Below are 18,147 nucleotides of genomic sequence, written 5' to 3' on the forward strand. Positions count from 1 at the left end.
ACAACAACCAAAGATCCAAAACAGGGAGACTACGATGACTGAATTGAATGTGAATCGGCGCAGGCTGCTGACAGCGGGTACCACCGCTGGATTGGCCGCAGCGTTCGGACTGCCCATGCTGTCCAAAGAAGCCATGGCACAAGCGGCCGGCAAAGAGTATGTGTTCCTGTCCATCGTAACGCAGGTGCCGTTCTGGGTGGACTATCGCAATGCGATGGAAGACCTTGAAGAGTTAATGGGCATCAAGGCCACATTCACCGGCCCGTTGGATTTCGACACGGCCGCACAAGCACGCCAATTGGATGAACTGATCGCAAGACGTCCCGCAGGCATCCTTATCTTCCCCGGTGATCCGGCCACTCTGGCTCCCGGCGTCGAACGTGCGGTCGAGGCGGGCATTCCGGTCACATGTTGTATTGGCGATATTCCCGACAGTCCCCGGTCCACATTCCTTGGTATCAACGGCGTTCAGGCAGGACGTGTCGGCGGTGAAATGCTCGCGCAAGCGATTGGCGGGAAAGGCAAGGTTATCCTCGGCACTTTCCCTGCCCCCTCCACATTGGAGCGGGTCGAGGGGTACAAACAAATCTTTGCTGAGAAATACCCAGATATCGAGGTCGTCGACGTCGTCAACGATAAGGCCGACCCGTCCTATGCGCCGACAGCCTACCTTCAGGCAATTCAGGCGAACCCGGATATTGTTGGCATTGGCGGCACGGACGGCGACAGCGGCAAAGGCGCGGCAATTGCCGTCAATGAGGCAGGACGCAAAGACATCAAGATCGTCGCGATGGACCGAAATGATGATATGCTTCCCTATATCGAAGACGGCACAATTCACGGCGCTGTGGCTCAGAAATCCTATCTGGAGATCTTTCTCGCCTTCCACATGATGCATTGGCAGAACACTGATGCGCTGAAGGTCTTGCCCGATTGGAAGGCGGCTGGCATCAATCCTCTACCCGAGCGCGTTGAAACCGGGGTTATGCCGATTACTGCCGAGAACGTCGTCCAGTTCAAGCACACCTAAGGGATTGTCCCGGCGCATTCGATCGCGCCGGGAAACCGATAGGAGGGGGTACATGTCGGACAGATGGAGCGTTCTTCACCTGCAGCAAAACGATCTGCAGCTGACACTCCTACCCGGCATCGGGGGCCGCCTATGGGATATAAACTTCCAAGGTCGCTCCCTCCTATTTCAGAACGCAGATCTCGACGGTTTGGATGTCGATGACACACGGCTTACTAATCTGCCCACACGTTCTCCACAATTTGGTTTTCCGCTCTGGGGCGGAGAGAAGACGTGGATCGCCCCAGATGCATCCTGGGTAAACGGCGCTCCGTTTCCCGTGTTGGACAGCGGCTCTTACCAGATCACTTCAAGAAGCAGCACTCGTATCGACATGACCAGCGCAGTATGCCCGACCTCGCACTTGTCAGTGTCGCGCCGCATCACGCTAACCTCGGCGGAAAGCTGGGAAATAGAACACATCGTGGTCAACCATGGGACCTCCTCGCGCCTGACCGGCATTTGGTCAGTCATGATGCTTAACACCCCCACCAAGGTCGGTGTCGAATTGCAAGACCCTGCATTTTATCCTGTTTTTGGCTCTGCCGAAGGGATGATAGCGACGCACGGCAAAAGCATTGTCGTGGATTGCAACAGACAGCAGGAATTCAAGGTCGGGCTACCGAACCCCAACGGTCGTACATTGATACGGTGCGGCGCTGATGCCCCGTTGCTAATGTGCTCGGTACCAGAACCTCAAAAGGGCGATCAATTTGCACACGACTATCCGTTTGAGGTCTTTAATTCAGCCGATTACGCCTATTGCGAAGCGGAGTGGCACTCCCCGGCACGCAAGCTTGCACCAAATGAAACGCTGAGTTTTCGGCAGACGTTCTGCGTCTTGACGGATGAAGATGCAACCCAAATGCCATTGGGGCTCACAAACAACAAGGAGTTCCTGTCATGCATGTCTTGATTACAGGCGCAGGCGGGCATCTCGGCCGCAAACTTTTTGACGCGCTAGAAAGCGACCCCGACTACACCGTTTCTGGCATCGACATTCGCCCCGTTGACCATCCCGACATTCACACCGCAGACCTGTCCGACGACAGCAGTTGGGTCAGTTTGCTTAAGGGAGTGGACGTTATCGTGCATCTTGCCGGAGACCGAGAGCCCTCCGCCACTTGGGCCTCCGCGATCAAACACAATATGGATGCAACGCTTTCTCTCTATCACCATGCGGCAGCCATGGGCGTCAGCCGCGTGGTTCTTGCCAGCTCCAACTGGGTTCACGGCGACAAAATGTTCACGCATGAGGTGCTCAACAGCACGACATCACCAGGGCCAGTAAACGCCTATGGCATGTCAAAACTATTCTGTGAACGGACAGGGGCCTATTTCGCCGAGCATCACGGACTGTCGGTCATCTGCTTGCGCATCGGCTGGACGCAATGGACTCACGGCAACCAACCCGGCACACACATGGCGATGGGCCGGTGGGGTCAGGAAATGTGGTTGAGTGATCGGGACTTTCTAGGCGGAATGCGCGCCGCAATAGATGCCAAGGATATTTCCTTCGCAGCCCTGAACCTAATGTCAGATAACCCAGGTATGCGCTGGGACATCACCGAAACACGACAAGCGATTGGCTATTCTCCAAAGGATGGAAGCCCCGCAAAAATAACAGTGGGCATTTCCTTGAGATCCATGCTGCAGCGGCTGTTTACAGTCCGACTCCCCAGCTTTTTCGCGACACGTTTCCCGGATTGGTAGAGTACAAGATCCGAGCATTGTTGTTGCGTTGCGCAACCAGTTTACGAAACCTCGCATCGAAGTAAGCGCTGAAAAGGTCAGCTTTGTCTGCTTCGCGGTAGACGGAGAGCGACATAACGAGCGCCAGATTTGGCAACCATTGATGTTTGATACTTCGATAACAAACCGCAAACGTCGCTGAACGGGTGTTATCTGAAGCGATCTCTGGTTGAGTGCGAGCCTTATCTGCGGACCGAACGAACCATCATTTCAACCCCTCAGATAGCAGTCATTGATCCTGCGCGCGGAGAACGTCTATTTCGAGCCCACTTTGACCGATACTGCAATCAGCAACAACTGGAAGAAAGGGCGGGAAGCAGAAGTTCGCTGCGAGTGCAAAGATTATCTCATCGGGAGCCAAGAGCAGACCTTTGTCTGTCCATCACACACCCATTCGGTATCGATGAACTTTGTTTTGATCTCGTCTGGAGGTTCGTCCACTTCACAACCAACGCACCTCCTCCTTGGAAGCGCATGCCTCTGAACGAATTATTACAAACCCTATAGAAAATCGTCAGGGCTTGGCGGGTCCTGACCAACCTGCAGCTATCATTGCACTGATCAGCTCTTGAACTGGCTGTGGGTCTACAAACACCCGAGCCTTTAGTTTTTCGAGGGGGAAGCTTGGCCAAGTGTCCGAAAATACTCTTGCAAGCCGCTGTGCCTCAGCTTGTTCTCCGTTCCTCCAGTGGGCTGCCATAAGGTAAGCTGCGGAAATTGGTCCGAACGGCCCACCGCGAGATATTGTTTTATCAAACGTTCGGATTGCGGCAGCATAGTCTCCCGTGTGGAACTGAGCCGCACCCAATGCGTTGTCAAAAACTAGCCCTCCACCGTTTTGGGCCAGTGCTCTATATCTCACTGATTGCGACAGAACCCGATCAAAATCGGACGTGTAAAGGGAGATCAGGGCGTCGAATTCAGCAACATGTGAATCATCGGGTGCCAAGTCTACGGCCCTTTGGGATAATCCAACCGCGCTTTCATAATTGCCCACCCCAAATTCAAACCAGGCTCGCGCTGAAAGCGGCCAAGGTGCATTCGGAGCCATTTCCAAAGCGTAAGCACTATTCTTGTCCGCTGCGTGCAAAAACTCGTCTGAACCGGGCTTGCCCGATTGCATAATGGCGAGCATTGTTTCGACCTGAGAAGCACCAGCATATCCCCCGTAATATAACGGGTCTCGTTCAATCGCTGTTTTAAAAATCAACAACGCGGGCTGAAGCCGGGCCAGATCCGTAACAGGGAAAATCAGATCCCGGCCTGCGTCGCTTAGGTTCATTGCCTCGACACGGGCAGGTGACACGTCGTAGATTGCAGTTTTGCCGGTTTTGGGTGCTACAGATTGCGAATTGCGGCCAATCAGGACACCAAAAAGAATGCTGACTATTAATAGTGAAAGCGAGATAACGACTGCGGTAGCCCGTCGCCTTCCGCGTAAGCTTCGTCTGCTTCGACTGGAGCCCGGCAAAAATTCGGGTGCGTAACCCCCGACGGGCAGTGAGATAACCAATTCGTCAGCAATCCCTTTACCGTCATAATAAGATTGCAGCTTTCGCCGAACACGCCCGGCATCCACACGCACGACGCCCTCGCGTTTCAATAACTCATCCGCGTCGTATCCATAAACATCCATCGCAATGGTCTTGGCACGTATTTCGTCGGAACGACCCTCCAGCGTTTCCGTCACCACGTAAGATAGGAATGTTCGCATGCGGGCGGATCCTTTGAATTCATCCGACCTCAGAACCTTGTCCAACGCGGCACGCAACTGCTCGCCCGAGAACGATTGAGTACCAGTCTGGCCCTGATTGCCCACGCTGACGTTCAAAAACTATCCTTTCACAATAAGGGTTTGACGTCACGTTGCTACCGTAGCATGCGGCTTGAAACGTGCAATACATATTCTTTTGGATGCATGCTTAGAGGGAGAATGCCTAAAAAGCGCTGCCAATGACGGATGATGAATTCTTTGAATCTCAATTTCCCAAAGCGGGTCGTCTGCTACGGAACCTGCGGGAAAAAGACCAAGAGTTCGATCAAATTTGTCGCGACTACAAAGAGGTCTTCGCAGAAATGGCGATGCCGCCAAAGTCGCATTCAGTTCTACAGATGCGCTATCTCGCGGATCTGGCAGAAAGCCTCTCGGACCTGCGCAGCAGTATTGACGGACACCTGCGGGCTCAGGGCGCGCGTGCGGAATCGGTACGGAACAAAGATTTGGAGGTTTGACATGAAACTTAGATATATCTTGCCTACGTTGTTGATTGGTGCTGGCTCCGTGCTTGCTCAGGAAACCCCAATTGTTCATGACGGCGAGTTTGAATTCCTCCGCGCGCAGTTTGGTGAGGCATGGGATGCACAAGACGTTGAAGTCGACGCCAAGCTGGCCGAAATTCGTGCGGCCAATGGCGATAAGCCCCCTAACCTCCTCTACATCCTGATTGATGACGTCAGCTTTGGTCAGATGGGTGACCGCAAGATGAATTACGTCATGGGGATCGAGACACCCAGCATCAATCAATTGGCCACCGAAGGTTTGTCGCTGATGCGCATGTATACCGAACCCTCCTGCACTCCGACCCGCACAGCCATGTTGACAGGGCGCCACCCAATTCGCGCAGGTGTGGAAGAGGTCAAGGTGGCTTTGGTTGGCGAGGGCCTTCCGGCCAGTGAAGTGACACTGCCGGAGATTCTGAAACAGGTCGGCTATAATACGGCGCATGTCGGCAAATGGCACCAAGGCGACATCGAACAATCGTACCCCCACAATCAGGGGTTTGATTGGGCCGCATTTCCACTCCACCAGCAAGTACAGCTGAGCCTCATGACCCCCGAGGCAATGCGGTCCAACACCATGCTCGGCTATGTGCCCGAGGGGCAGAACAATCAGTTCCTGCTGGATGAACGGTTCAAGCCATACGGCCTTGTCACCGGTGTCGAGGCCGAAGCCGGTGGACCCGCCCAGGAAGTAGAAATGTCAGCCGGTGAAGTGTGGACGCAGACCAAATATGAAGAGATGAACGAACGATATCAACGGCAGGCGTTGGAGCAACTTGAACGCGTCGCTTCCGAGGATGCGCCATTCTTCTTACAATACTGGCCGCTTTACCCGTTGAACTTCGTCTACCCGGATCAGGCAATTTCACGAAATGGCGGTTTTCATGCCGACAAGCTGCAACTGCTTGATGGTTGGATCGGAGATCTTTTGGCCAAGCTTGAAGAATCTGGCAAAGCGGACAACACAATTGTTGTTTTGATGGCGGATAATGGCCTGATGTATCACTACGAAGGCTCATCCGGTCTGAACCAGCTGATCTATCGCGGTGGCAAAACCCAGCATCTTGAAGGCGGCGTAAGAACCGATGCGTTCATTCGCTGGCCCGGTGTGATCGAAGCCAACAGCGCAGCCGGTGACATCTTTCACGTCTCAGATATCTTCACCACGATGGCGCGAATTGCCGGAGCCACAGACTTTATCCCAAGGGACCGCGTAATAGACGGCATCGACCAGACGGCCTTGCTGTTGAACGGCGAGGGAAATGGGCGGCGCGACTATGTCTATATCTACGAAGGACCTGTCTTGCGCTCGGTCGTCAAGCAGGAGTTCAAGATGCATCTTCCTGCCCCCGGTCAACCCGGCGCGGCTGCTCCGACTTATAATATTTATAGGGACCCCCGAGAGGAACACCCTTTGGTGGGCTACTCGCTTTGGGCCGGGGCATCTTTTCAAGATATGATCAAGCGTCACCAGAAGATGATCGCCAAGTATCCGCATTCAGAGATTGGCAAAGGTACACCTTATGAAGGCATTGAAAACCTGCGCCCGGAATCCGAACTGACCCGCGACGTATTCACGAGTTGGCAGTGAGATCACAAATTTAGTAATTATTCGAATATAACGATGTTACTGATGGTAATCACATCGAAGTCAAAAACCGAAGCTCGGCTTCGAACCCTGGGGGAGATGGAATGAAACTACAATGGCTTATGGTTTTGTGTGCAGGCATTGCCGCCCCACCTTTGCAGGCTCAGGACGACCCTATTCAACACGATGCTGAGTTTTATATTCTGCAAGCCCAACGCGCGGAACAATGGGTGCAGGATGACGCTGCCGTTGATCAGGCTTTGGCCGCTTTTCGTGACGGCAACAATGGGCAACCCCCAAATATCGTCAGCGTTCTGATTGACGATATGGGCTTTGGCGATATGGGTATACCCGAGCTCAACGCTGTCCGTGGGTACGACACTCCGAACATCAACGACTTTTCGGACGAAGCGTTGCGTATGGTTCGGATGTATACTGAACCGTCCTGCACCCCGACTCGCGTGGCACAAATGACCGGCCGCTTGCCCGTGCGTATGGGAATGGGTGATACGACCGTCGATATCGCTGGCTTTGGATTGCCCGATAATGAAGTGACGCTGGCCGAAGTCTTGAAACAGGCAGGATATGCAACCAGCCACGTCGGCAAGTGGCATATGGGCGATATTGCCGAAAGCTGGGCGATGAATCAGGGTTTTGACTATGCCCAGCACGCCATCCACCAGCAGGGCCAGCTGACAATCTTTAATGATGATGCGATCAAAGAACAGGTCTCGGTCGCGATCCGGGACTATGAGGATAAATACACACTGGACGGCTGGTTCCGACCGGATGCCTCGGCGATGATGACCGTCATCGAGGGCGAGACCGGCGGCGCCATTCGCGAAATCCGCATGGAAGCCGGAGAACGCTGGAACGCCGAAAAATACGACGAAATGAACCAGGCGTTTCAGGATAAAACACTTCAGGAACTGGAACGCCTTGCAACTGGGGACGCGCCCTTCTTCCTGCAATATTGGCCGATGATCCCGCTGGACAATACCCGCGCCGGCCGTGACGGGCCGGAAAGCGCGAATGGCGGCTTGTATGTCGACAAGATGCAGCTACTGGATCAGTGGCTGGGTGATCTGTTCGCGCGCATGGATGATCTAGGGCTCAGCGAAAACACCATCGTTGTGGTTATGGGCGACAATGGGCATTTTACCAAATACGCGCCGCAATCCGGGTTTACCCCACTGATTTACGCGGGCGGTAAAGGCGACACGACTGAAGGTGGCGTGCGCGTGGACGCCTTCATCCGCTGGCCGGGCATGATTGAAGCTGACGGGTTGTTAAACAGCATCATTCATGTTTCGGACCTCTATACCACGATCTCGCGCTTTGCCGGGGCGGATGGATTCATCCCAAGGGATCGTCTGGTCGATGGTGTCGATCAGTCGGCGGCGCTACTGTTCGCGGATGAATCGAAAGCGCGACGCGATCACGTGATCATCTATTCGGTCGCGAAACCCGAGGCGATCGTTAAGGATCAGCTTAAGCTCAAACTGCCGGGACCCGGCGAGAGCGCAATTTTAGCAAAATTCTTCGATCTTTACCGCGACACCCGCGAAGAATACTCGGTCTCAACCGAAGTCGGGTCTTGGGGTGGGCAGGAATTCGTACGTATACTGGGCCGCCACAAGGCGCGGAAAGAGAAATACCCCGATACTCCGCCCGCCTACGGCATGCCTTATGAGGGGATTGAGAACATTCGTCCCGAGACACAGCAAGCCGTTGAAGCTTTCATGATCAAGCGCGCGTCGCCCCAGAAGTAGGCCTGTTCTTTCGTAATGAACCGCGAAGGACTGTAATCACCAAAATCGAGGATCTCAGCATGGTTGGTAGCATAATTTTCGCACTGGGATTGATCGTGTCTCTCGGAATCGGGTTTGTCTATTTCCGCGACCTTGGCGATGTCTCGCAAATGCTGCTGAAAGTAAAGCGCGAGAATATGGTGCGCTTTATCCGGCATGAATACCGCCTGATTGGCATTGGCCTGGGCGGATTTGTAGTGGCAACCCTTGCACATTTCCTTTTGGGGGGCGGCCCTTTCTGGCTTTGGCTCGTAACGGCTGCGCTGACCTTGCTTCTTTATGGGTTTCCCTATGTGTGGGTGCATTTGGGCCTGAGAAACCAGCTCAACGACGCCCAGTATTTTTCTATCGAGGAAGCGCGAAAATATGTCGGTCCAACAGCGCCAGTCATCGTCATCGAACACAATGGTCACGCGCGCGCGCACCCGGATGCGCAGATCATGCGCCCTCATTTGGCGGGCGATGTAGATGGGCTGGGGGGCGAGGATGTGGTAATGACTTACTGCGCGATGGCCAATCTGGGTCAGGGGTACACACCGCGAATAGAAGGACGGCGCCTGAACCTTGAGGTTCTGGCCCAGCATGGCAACAACTTGATACTGCGTGACAACGACACGGGCGATCCGATCCAGCATATCTACGGTTTTCGCGAGGCGGATCGCGACCCCAACTCCGAGGGTCCTGCTTGCCCTCTCCGGCCCGAAGCGCAAATGAGGCCTTGGCCCACCTTTCGAATGACATTCCGCGGGTTTCAGAAAGCCTATCCAGAAGGTGAGGTGTTTCTGAACAAACCATCCACGAACCCTTTGCTGCGTCTGCTGGACATGATGACCGAGATCACCTTTGGCTGGGGCATCGGACGCCAACATCAGGAAGACGCTCCTGTGATGGACAACATGGATCGTTCAGACCACCGGTTGCCGAACAAAACCTACGTCTGGGGAATTACGATTGGTCAAGATGTCGCTTGCTGGACCGACGATTTCATCATCGAGAACAACTGGATCGTGACCGCCAAAGTCGGAGGACGGGATGTCGTGGTCAGCCTAGATCCGAAATATGAAAGCCTGGGCGTTTGGTATAACGACTCGGGTCAACCGGTGGCCAAATGCGATTTCTGGGGTCACTCGGATCAGGGTCAGCTAAAACGTGTAGAAACCCTGCGCGCAGGCGTATTCTGGCACGTTTGGTCCGAGTTTTTCCCGAACACAGATATCAATCGCGTCGGCAACAGTTCGATGGCGACGGAAGAAGCTGCGGAATGAAAATCAGGACCACACAATTTCAAACCAACGACAATTTATTGAAACTTGTATGTTTGTCGGGAGGAACAGAATGTTTTCGTCACTATGGGTGAAAAGTTGCTTATGCGCGGCAACGCTATCGGCATCGGCAGCCACAACGGCTGCGGCACAACAATCCGATTGGTCCTACGAGGCCACGATTTATCTGTTCATGCCGGAAACAGAAACATCCTTAAGCACCCCCATGGGGACACTGGACGGTACACTCAGTTTTTCTGATGCATTGGAAAACCTAGATTTCGCCTTTATGGGAGCGTTCTCGGCCACCGACGGACGATGGCTTATACTTGCAGATTACAACTACACAGATTTGTCGTTCAGCAACAGCACTCCCGGCCCCGCCAGTTCGGGCCTCGAGACATCATTTACCACGCAATACCTAAGCGGTTATGTCGGCTACCGAGTGTATGAAGCACCAACTATCCGGTGGATGTCGCCGGAGGGTTCCGGTGGTTCAGCACTGATACAGAGTTCACCCTTCTCCCTGGCGCGACACCGGGGAGGACAACAACCGCCGACGACAGCTGGACCGACCCTGTCATCGCCGCCAGAGCACGCGTCCGGTTCTCGGACAAATGGTCCGGCACCGGTTTCGTCGACTACGGAGGTTTCCGCAGCGGCAGTGAAACATGGCAGGTTCTGTTGACCGCCGAATATGCCATCAACAACAGATGGCTGATCCGCGGCGGCTATCGCTATATCTCGTTTGACCATGAGATCGACGGTAGCGATTTTACATTTGATCAGTCAGGGCCAGTGTTAGGCGCGACTTATCGTTTCTAGAATTCTTTATTGGTGAACTCGAGACTGGGTTGTGATGTTACGAACATCGTTTGATTGGCGCGAGTAGACTGCAGAAAGTTCTAGAGAATCATATTCGCTGTGTCCTCAGATTTGTCTTCGTGTCTGGCACCAGTTCTTGAACCCCAGCATCGATAGCTGGTTGGAGTTTGTTCTCACTCTAGAAATCAAGCGATGAATGAAGCAAGTCTAAGTCGCGATGCCACTTTCAACCGCAGAGTGAGAATTCACCTCGGCTGGCTTTCGCAACTACAGCGAATGGCGGCTACGCGGGCTGCGACCGCAGCATCTTGACCCGTTCGCTAACGGCAGGAACGGGCCGGTTTTCGATTTTCAAGGTCGAAGCAGTACAAGTTTTCTAATACAACATTCACGCAAACGCTGCATCGTTTGATACTTTGTTTCAAAAGCTGGTCATGCTCTGATGTAATCATGAAAATGAATAGAACCGCGCTAGCCTATGGGGCATTGTTGCTCGCAATGCTGATCAGCGCTGGGAACTTCTTGTTCGGCAATCTGGCAGTTAGTGAAGTGCACCCGGTTGTACTGACATTTTGGCGCTGCTTGATTGCGGCAATGTTTGTTTTTCCTCTTGTTATGAGAGGGCGGAGCAAACCGCTCCAACACTTCAAAAGAAGTTGGCTCCGCTTTACAATCCTTGCTTGCATTGGTGTGGTGGCGACGCCTTGGTTTGTATATTCAGCGCTCCGATCCAATGACCTAATAGATCTTGGCGCGGGGTACACCAGTGTGCCTTTGTTGACGATCTTGTTTTCTGCATTCCTGCTTAACGAACGCTTGCGTTCTGTCCAGTATTTGGGCGTAATAATTGCACTCATTGGGGCGCTGGTTTTTGCGTTTCGTGGTGATCTAGAAAACCTATTCAATTTCAACCCGCATCTCGCCTTCCTGTTGATGATAACGTCCAATGCTTGCCGCGGGCTATATTTGGTTCTTCTCAAAAAATGGAACATGCACCCCAGGCCTGACGAAGGCTTGTTCGTGATTTTCATTGTTGGAATTGTCGTTCTGCTGCCGTTTGTCGTGATTCACGAAGCTGGCACGGTTCAACCGTTAGACTATTCCTGGCAGGTCTGGGGCTCGATCTTGTTCATTGGAGTTGGCATGGGTGCTATCTATCTCCATTTGCTCAATTTCGGGACAAACGAAGTTGGCGCATCAACTGCTTCCCTATTTGCATATCTCGTACCGATACTCGTTGCGGTCGAAGCCGTTGCTCTAAAGGGTATGGACTTTCAGATTTATCAAGGCGTCGGCGGTGTGCTGATTATCGGTGGTGTTCTAATCGCAACCCGATTGCACAGTCGACCAGCTGCTACGGACCATCCGCCTCATTGATAGGTGCGCTGCCAGTGGAACGGTATCTGGCATCGTTTTTGGGTGCCGCGATTTGAATGGAATATTTTACCGCACTGCCCAGCCAACAAGGCGCGAAGCTCAATCCGGTAAACCAGCTTTCATGAGGTCACCGACAAATTTGTCAAGATCGCGTTGTTGAAGGTTTTCGAACGCCAGACGGACGCGCGAACAAGACATGTCGGGGCGTTTTTCCTGGCTCTGGCGAATTATTCGTCTCGCCTCGTCTGTGGCTTTTCCCCGTATCAATATTGCCGCCAACACATAGCGGCCGAATGGATCAACCGATTTCCCCTCTAATGCTGTTCTCGCACAAGCCTCGGCCTGGTCAAATCTGTCGAGAAAATAAAGACAAAATGCTTTAGCCAACAACTTGATCTTGAAATATGGACCGGATGGGCCAAATCGGGTTGCGGTCTCAAAATGCGGTAACGCAAGCGTCGCCTGCCCATTTGCGAGATGCGCATATCCAAGGACCAAATGTGCGTTTGCTGCGCTTGGGTTGAGGCTGACTGCGAGTTCTGCCTCTGCTATCGCGGTGTCGTGTCTGTCAAACTGGGTGTATGCACGGGCGAGGCTGGCATGCGCGAAACTACTTTGTTCATCCAGTGCCACAGCGCGCTCTGCGTGATAGAGTGCACGTTCCTTCGCCCCTTCCCGATCATCGACCTGGTCAAAGAACAGTTTCCGAAGCTCGGCATTTGCCATCACTGCATGCGCAAGCGAATAGTCCGGCGTCATGTCGATGGTTCTGGCTAATATATCCTTTGCCTTTTGAGTATCTTCATCTGTGAATTTGAATAGATGCCACAGTGCTTTTTGAACTTTGTCCCAAACGTTGACCTCACCACGTTTTAGTCGGGCTTGTTCACGCAAGTCGAACCGCAACTCCCAATCTATATGCCCAACAACGGCCGAAGCGATTTCCTCCTGCAGGGAAAAAACATCATCCGTTTTGTGGTCCAGGCGATCGGCCCAAAGATCATGCCCATTCGATGTATCTACCAGATGGGCCGTTACGCGAACGCGTTGATCGTCATAGCGCACGCTGCCTTCCACCAAATAATGCGCCCCGAGACGTTGCGCGATTTCCTCGCCGGCTAGTGAAGCATCCTTGAGGAGCTTGGTGGAAGTGGGTGAGACCACCGACAGCCAATCCACCTTTGCAAGTTCGGTCACAAGTTCATGGTTGATGCCCGCCACAAATCCATTGTCGTCACTTTGCCCACTGATACAGTCGAATGGCAACACTGCGATTACCGGCTTTTGCGGCGTTGGAAGCTGAGTGACCATCTGATCTAACAGACGGTCTTTTTCGGCTGGAGGCTCGGTCATTGGTGCAAGGGTTTCGGCCTCAGGTTGAGAGCCTGACAAAGGTTCCAGTGTTGTCGGAAATCGAAACACAGGTCCGTGCCTGGGCCATTCGACATTGTTGAGTGTCATGTAGTCTTTGAGATTGTGAGCTGCGTACAAGAATGCGTGGCTGCGTGCACCGACGCTGAGGTTCTTGTGCGCGAAATTCAGGCCCACTGCTACACGGGCCAGCAAGTATTGGCTTTCCATAAAGCTGAGCCGATGGCTTTCGTGGCGCTCAACCCAACTCATAGCCCCTCGTCGGAGAGTTCTGACGAACTCGACGATGCCGACGTCATCTTGCCAAAGCCCCAATGTGTGGTGTTTTGAATGAAAGAGGCCAAGGTCATCAAGGATGGCATCCCATTGAGCAGGACTACAGTTTCCGCGTCGTGCCAGCAGGTATGCCAACTCAAAATACGCATGATCGTAAAACAAAAACTGGTTGTCTTCGTATAGCGCCAAATCGATCAGAAAATAATCAGGATCGCGGCTTTGGTGCGCTCGAACCAGTACATTGTACCCATGGAGATCCCCATGCACGCGACCTTGCGCCGCTCTGAGGCTCAATCGGCCTGGCAGTTTCTCGTCGCAGGCAAAAGCCAACGGATTCGGGTACCAATGACCTTCAAACATTAGGCAACGTTCGTTCGGATCATGACCGCAAACATCCGAAAGGAACTGGTGTAGACGACCTAGATCGGGATCCAGTCTGTAGCCGAGCCATCCGGAAAGAAGATCCCGGGGCGAGTGCAATCCGGGTGCCATTTCATAATCGACGTTCCAGTCGTCAAGGAGACTTCTCGACAGCCGCTGAAGAACGTTCAAGGCGAGCTCGTAGCCACAATCGTTCCAGGGAAGCGAATACTCAAGTCCTTGCGCCACGACCGTGGAAAGGATCGCGATCTTACGGTCGTGTTCCAAAGAATGGACGATGCGTGCCAGATGCTTTGATCCAAACGCAGGAACCGCCTCGAACGCCTCCAGATGCCTTTGGTTTTCGGCTTTTTCTTTCCATTCCGGATCGGGAAGGGCGTCAAATTTGAGAATGGCCTGACCACTGAATCCATCGCATGTAATGTCGACAATATAGACAAGGGCACCGGACTTACCGGCGCTTACCTGACGGTGAAAGTAAACTTCATTCTCTACTGACCACTTGTCAGTTATCAGTGGCAGAAGCTCGAAATATGCTTCAGGCCATGAGAGATCATCGATGGCGGGCATTAACGTCACTCCGCAGAAGTGCGGCCAAGGAAGGTGTATATCTGTAAGGCGGCACCGTTTCCCGACATGATACACAAGCAATAGTGTGAACCAAGGCGTTTAAATCGACCGGTCAGAGCTTTCTACGCGACGGCTGGATCTGCCCTATAGAGCCCGAAGGGCTGCAACATGCGTGAAAGTCCGCTTTGAACGAGAAAAATACCGATGAGCAATTGAACGCGATCAATGATTGCATTCGGCCGCTCCTAACAAGTTGCGGAAAGAAATCTCGGTATCCCCAGAGCTTTCAACGTCGACGTGTAGATTGAACCAAGTTGGCTAAGCCAATTCGCCGACCATCGATTTCAGGTGGCGCATGTCCGTACCGCAGCACCCTCCAAATACTTGAATCGACGGATTCTGCCGGGCAATCGAGGCAATCTGTTTGCCAAGTTCAATTGGATCGCCTTCGTCCAGCTCATCCGCTTCGTCAAGTTCCGCATGCGAGCAACTCGAAGCGTTAGCCACCAGGCCTCTAAGTCGGGGGTGGTTGCCAAGCGCTCTGCCGAAATGGGTCGGATGAGCGCAGTTGACCATGAAAAACAGCGCCGCGGAGTCGGTTGCCCCGTCGATCTGATCAATTACGTCCACAAGTTTGGTTCCGTCTGCCAGGCGCCCGTCTGTCTCAACAACCAGAGACATTATGATTGGCAGATCAGCGTCTCGGGCGGCGAGGATGCATCCCGCTGCCTCGCTGAGACGGTTGAATGTATAAGCGGTGACCAGATCGACGCTTGTGTCTTTCAGGCTTTGCATTTGAGCGGCGTGGTATTGACGTGCATCTTCGACGGATACCGGCGGGATGTCGGCGTAAGGATCATAACGTGGACCGATGCAGGCCGACACCAGTACATCATTGCGTGCGGAAGCTTGGCGCAGTTCTTCCATTAGACTGACCGCATCTTTGTTTACTTCGGCGAGCCGTTCTGCATCGTACCCCAAGGGCGCTGCCCGGTCGGCGTTCGCCATCCATGTGGGCGCATCAAGGATGCATCCGACATTCATTTCACGGGCGAGATCGACAAGTGCCTGCATTTGACCGGCCAGTATTGCCCTAGTGCTAGGTTCTTCCAGCAATGGAAACGACGCGAAACCGGGTAACTCAACTCCATGATTGAATATCAGGTCGGTGCCAGTGCCGGCGTAAACCAGAAAGGTCTTATCACCTTCGAGTGAGAGCTGTCGGGCCATTCTGATCTACGCCTATTGCCGTTATGCTTTCACAAGAAACCTACATTGTCTTGGGCCTCCTGTGAACCTTAGGGCGGCGACAGGGTGTCTGCCGTGAGAATGACCTCATCTTCCCGGGCAACTCGCAACCGCAGCGAACGCCCCCTTCGGCGGGCTGAACCGCGGATACATCAAGCCATTGCCAATGGCCGATTTGGGCCACCTCGTCGGGCAGATTTACCCGTCAGCTTAACTTTCTGTGTCCGATCTAACGACCGTGAAGGCCCAATCTCGAGATTGTATTAGCGCTTTCCCCACACACTATAAGTGGACGGTCATCAGCATTTTTGCTGATTGTAAATGCTTTGAAGGCCCTTAAGATGAGTGACATTTTTTAGAGAGCCAAATGAGAATCTTATGGATCATCCAGCTTTTGGCGATACTCGGTGTTCCCGCCAGTGCTGACGAGCAACGTATCGAGATCAACAATGTCTACCCTCTGAACCAAGAGAACTTTGATCTTGGTGATCACATTTTTCACCTGACGGACAACACGGGTGGTTTCGAAGTAATTGAAGGTCCAATGGATGACGGGCCCGCCAGATGTTTGGGTTCGGGATTTGGGTTCGAAGACGGCACCAACTCGATCAATGGTACATGCGTATTCGGTGAAGGTGATGATACTTTTATCATGCGATGGAAGGCCGGGGAAAAAGGCGAGGCAAACACTTGGGAAATCGTCTCCGGGACAGGGCGCTACGAAGGAATGACTGGCAGCGGTATCGCGACAACAGACATCGCCTCAGCATACCAAGCGCTGCCCCTGAGGCGAACTCACATTGTCGGAACAGTGGAAATCCCTGACTAAGACGGCTGCGCTTCAGTATCTGCACAGTTTCGATTGGTCTCGAACTTTGTCGGTCTTAAGTGGCTATCGCGGCTTGGTCTAAATCCTTTCGGGATCACTTGCATTATTGCGGCGTACGTCCGCTTGGTCCCCGCGAAATGTGAGTTCGTGTTTCGCCCTCCGGCAACTCAAACCATCATCCTGAAGGATCAAAAGCCGTTGAAGCACTAACAATCAACTTGAACCAGTCAGGTGAGGCTGCTCCGCAAACTTGAATTCTGCACCAACGCCGTCTCGAAAGAATCCTTTTCGTAATATGGTACGGTCAGACATTAGGTGAGGACCAGATATGCTCGAAAAAGTAACAACTGCATTGTCCATGTTTCTGATTTCGGGACAGGCCATTGCGCTTGATTGCGGCGAAGTAACCAAACCCTGCAGAATAGACACTGGTGAGTACCATATCACCCTTCCAGATGAATGGCGGGGCGGGCCAGTCGTGATACATTTGCATGGCTATGGCGGGTCCGGAGCAAAGGTGCTCAAAAACAAGCAGTTCGTCGAAGCATTCACCGCGCGGGGCTATGCGTTTGTGGCGCCGACCGCACTGCCATGGCAGGAAAGCAAACCCGCTGACTGGTCGGTTCGGGATGGGTGGATCACCTATCCCCGCTCTGATGTCAGGTTTCTCCGTGACGTGCTGGCGGATGTCGCGACCCGCGCAAAAGTGAATCCGAACCAGGTGTTGCTTACAGGGTTCTCACGAGGTGGTTCCATGGTGTGGGAAGTTGCGTGCCTCGCACCAGATCTGGCGCGTGGCTATGCCCCTGCTTCCGGTGGCTTCTGGCTCCCAATGACGCAAGAGTGCCTCGGGCCAGTTCACATGCTTCACACACACGGTTTCACTGACAAAGTTGTGCCGCTTGAGGGCAGATCAATACACAATGAAGAATTCGATGTCACCATTACCCAGGCCGATATCTGGGAAGGTCTTGCGTTGTGGCGCCAAACTAACGAATGCCAACACAACGCGGCGGAAAACGAAGTGAGAGCCAATCTCTGGCGCAAACGGTGGGAATGCGAACACGGTAGTCTTGAACTCTTTTTGCACGACGGCGGACACGGCTACCCAAAAGATTGGGGCACGATGGCGCTCGACTGGTTCGAAGGTTTGGAAAACTGACGAACCACGAAATCACAGCGGTCGTGTCAGCTTAGCCAAAACTAGTCCGGTTGCTCTGAGGCACACCGTGCCGGTTAAACCTTTCTAATACTTAAAGAAAATTTCCCAGATAGCAGCAATGATGACACTGATGCCAGCGGCGAATACCAATGCGATTGCGCTGAAGAACAAACGCGGCTGGCTGGAGCGGCGGATAATCGAAAAATGAACTCTTATCTGGCCTCTAAGCAAACCAACTGCTGCCATCGATATTGCAAAAAAGTCGAGTGCCAGCGCACTGGACCCGCCCTATAGCCGTTTCCATTACTCACTCTCAGCCACTGACAGCAGTAACCCGGTTAGGACA

At 53.2% G+C, this 18,147-nt stretch carries 14 protein-coding genes; 11 read left to right on the forward strand and 3 right to left on the reverse strand.

The features are described from left to right. The first annotated feature begins 34 nt into the window (after positions 1-34). Genes I9185_RS13025 through I9185_RS13035 form a run of 3 tightly spaced genes read left to right on the forward strand, consistent with a single transcriptional unit; the run spans position 35 to position 2,782 of the window. Positions 35-1,030 carry a substrate-binding domain-containing protein gene (locus I9185_RS13025; protein WP_010437236.1) on the forward strand — a complete coding sequence of 332 codons (996 nt, stop codon included), beginning with the start codon at positions 35-37 and terminating at the stop codon, positions 1,028-1,030. A gap of 52 nt (positions 1,031-1,082) precedes the next feature. Beyond that, positions 1,083-1,985 carry a hypothetical protein gene (locus tag I9185_RS13030; protein WP_210093276.1) on the forward strand — a complete coding sequence of 301 codons (903 nt, stop codon included), beginning with the start codon at positions 1,083-1,085 and terminating at the stop codon, positions 1,983-1,985. Beyond that, positions 1,973-2,782, forward strand: coding sequence for an NAD(P)-dependent oxidoreductase (locus tag I9185_RS13035; RefSeq protein ID WP_210093277.1), 810 nt, complete (start codon positions 1,973-1,975; stop codon positions 2,780-2,782). Before I9185_RS13030 ends, I9185_RS13035 begins: the two co-directional genes overlap by 13 nt. 553 nt (positions 2,783-3,335) lie before the next feature. On the opposite strand, the gene I9185_RS13040 is transcribed toward I9185_RS13035, so the two are convergent. Continuing rightward, complete coding sequence (locus I9185_RS13040; RefSeq protein ID WP_245223561.1) at positions 3,336-4,652, reverse strand: adenylate cyclase; 1,317 nt, start codon at positions 4,650-4,652, stop codon at positions 3,336-3,338. A gap of 122 nt (positions 4,653-4,774) precedes the next feature. Here I9185_RS13040 and I9185_RS13045 point away from each other — a divergent pair, with 122 nt between their 5' ends. The 6 genes from I9185_RS13045 (at position 4,775) to I9185_RS13070 (ending at position 11,964) form a co-directional block, all read left to right on the forward strand. Then, the gene (locus I9185_RS13045; RefSeq protein WP_170347524.1) at positions 4,775-5,053 is read left to right on the forward strand and encodes a hypothetical protein; all 279 of its coding nucleotides are present in this window, start codon (positions 4,775-4,777) and stop codon (positions 5,051-5,053) included. Between the two features lies 1 nt (position 5,054). After that, on the forward strand, positions 5,055-6,692 hold the full coding sequence (locus tag I9185_RS13050) for a sulfatase-like hydrolase/transferase (RefSeq protein WP_171724061.1): 1,638 nt from the start codon (positions 5,055-5,057) through the stop codon (positions 6,690-6,692). Positions 6,693-6,793: 101 nt separating this feature from the next. Further along, the gene (locus I9185_RS13055; protein ID WP_171724060.1) at positions 6,794-8,461 is read left to right on the forward strand and encodes a sulfatase-like hydrolase/transferase; all 1,668 of its coding nucleotides are present in this window, start codon (positions 6,794-6,796) and stop codon (positions 8,459-8,461) included. A gap of 59 nt (positions 8,462-8,520) precedes the next feature. Beyond that, positions 8,521-9,765 (forward strand): DUF3179 domain-containing (seleno)protein, encoded by a 1,245-nt coding sequence (locus tag I9185_RS13060; protein WP_171724059.1) that lies wholly within the window; start codon positions 8,521-8,523, stop codon positions 9,763-9,765. A 465-nt stretch (positions 9,766-10,230) separates the two neighbouring features. Next, a complete protein-coding gene (locus tag I9185_RS20455) occupies positions 10,231-10,587 on the forward strand; it encodes a hypothetical protein (protein ID WP_245223562.1) in 357 nt (118 codons plus the stop codon). A gap of 450 nt (positions 10,588-11,037) precedes the next feature. Continuing rightward, entirely contained in the window at positions 11,038-11,964 is a 927-nt protein-coding gene (locus I9185_RS13070; RefSeq protein ID WP_171638578.1) for a DMT family transporter, read from the forward strand. Positions 11,965-12,063: 99 nt separating this feature from the next. Here I9185_RS13070 and I9185_RS13075 read toward each other — a convergent pair whose 3' ends face one another. Both I9185_RS13075 and I9185_RS13080 read right to left on the reverse strand, forming a co-directional pair. Beyond that, entirely contained in the window at positions 12,064-14,562 is a 2,499-nt protein-coding gene (locus I9185_RS13075) for a tetratricopeptide repeat protein (RefSeq protein WP_210093278.1), read from the reverse strand. A 318-nt stretch (positions 14,563-14,880) separates the two neighbouring features. After that, a complete protein-coding gene (locus I9185_RS13080; protein ID WP_216598361.1) occupies positions 14,881-15,792 on the reverse strand; it encodes a homocysteine S-methyltransferase family protein in 912 nt (303 codons plus the stop codon). Positions 15,793-16,177: 385 nt separating this feature from the next. Here I9185_RS13080 and I9185_RS13085 point away from each other — a divergent pair, with 385 nt between their 5' ends. Further along, a complete protein-coding gene (locus tag I9185_RS13085) occupies positions 16,178-16,639 on the forward strand; it encodes a hypothetical protein (RefSeq protein WP_210093279.1) in 462 nt (153 codons plus the stop codon). Between the two features lie 358 nt (positions 16,640-16,997). Beyond that, the gene (locus tag I9185_RS13090) at positions 16,998-17,801 is read left to right on the forward strand and encodes a dienelactone hydrolase family protein (RefSeq protein ID WP_245218133.1); all 804 of its coding nucleotides are present in this window, start codon (positions 16,998-17,000) and stop codon (positions 17,799-17,801) included. Positions 17,802-18,147: the final 346 nt, after the last annotated feature.

Origin of the sequence: Ruegeria sp. HKCCSP346 (assembly GCF_017872595.1) — a bacterium.
Taxonomy (GTDB): Bacteria; Pseudomonadota; Alphaproteobacteria; order Rhodobacterales; family Rhodobacteraceae; genus Ruegeria.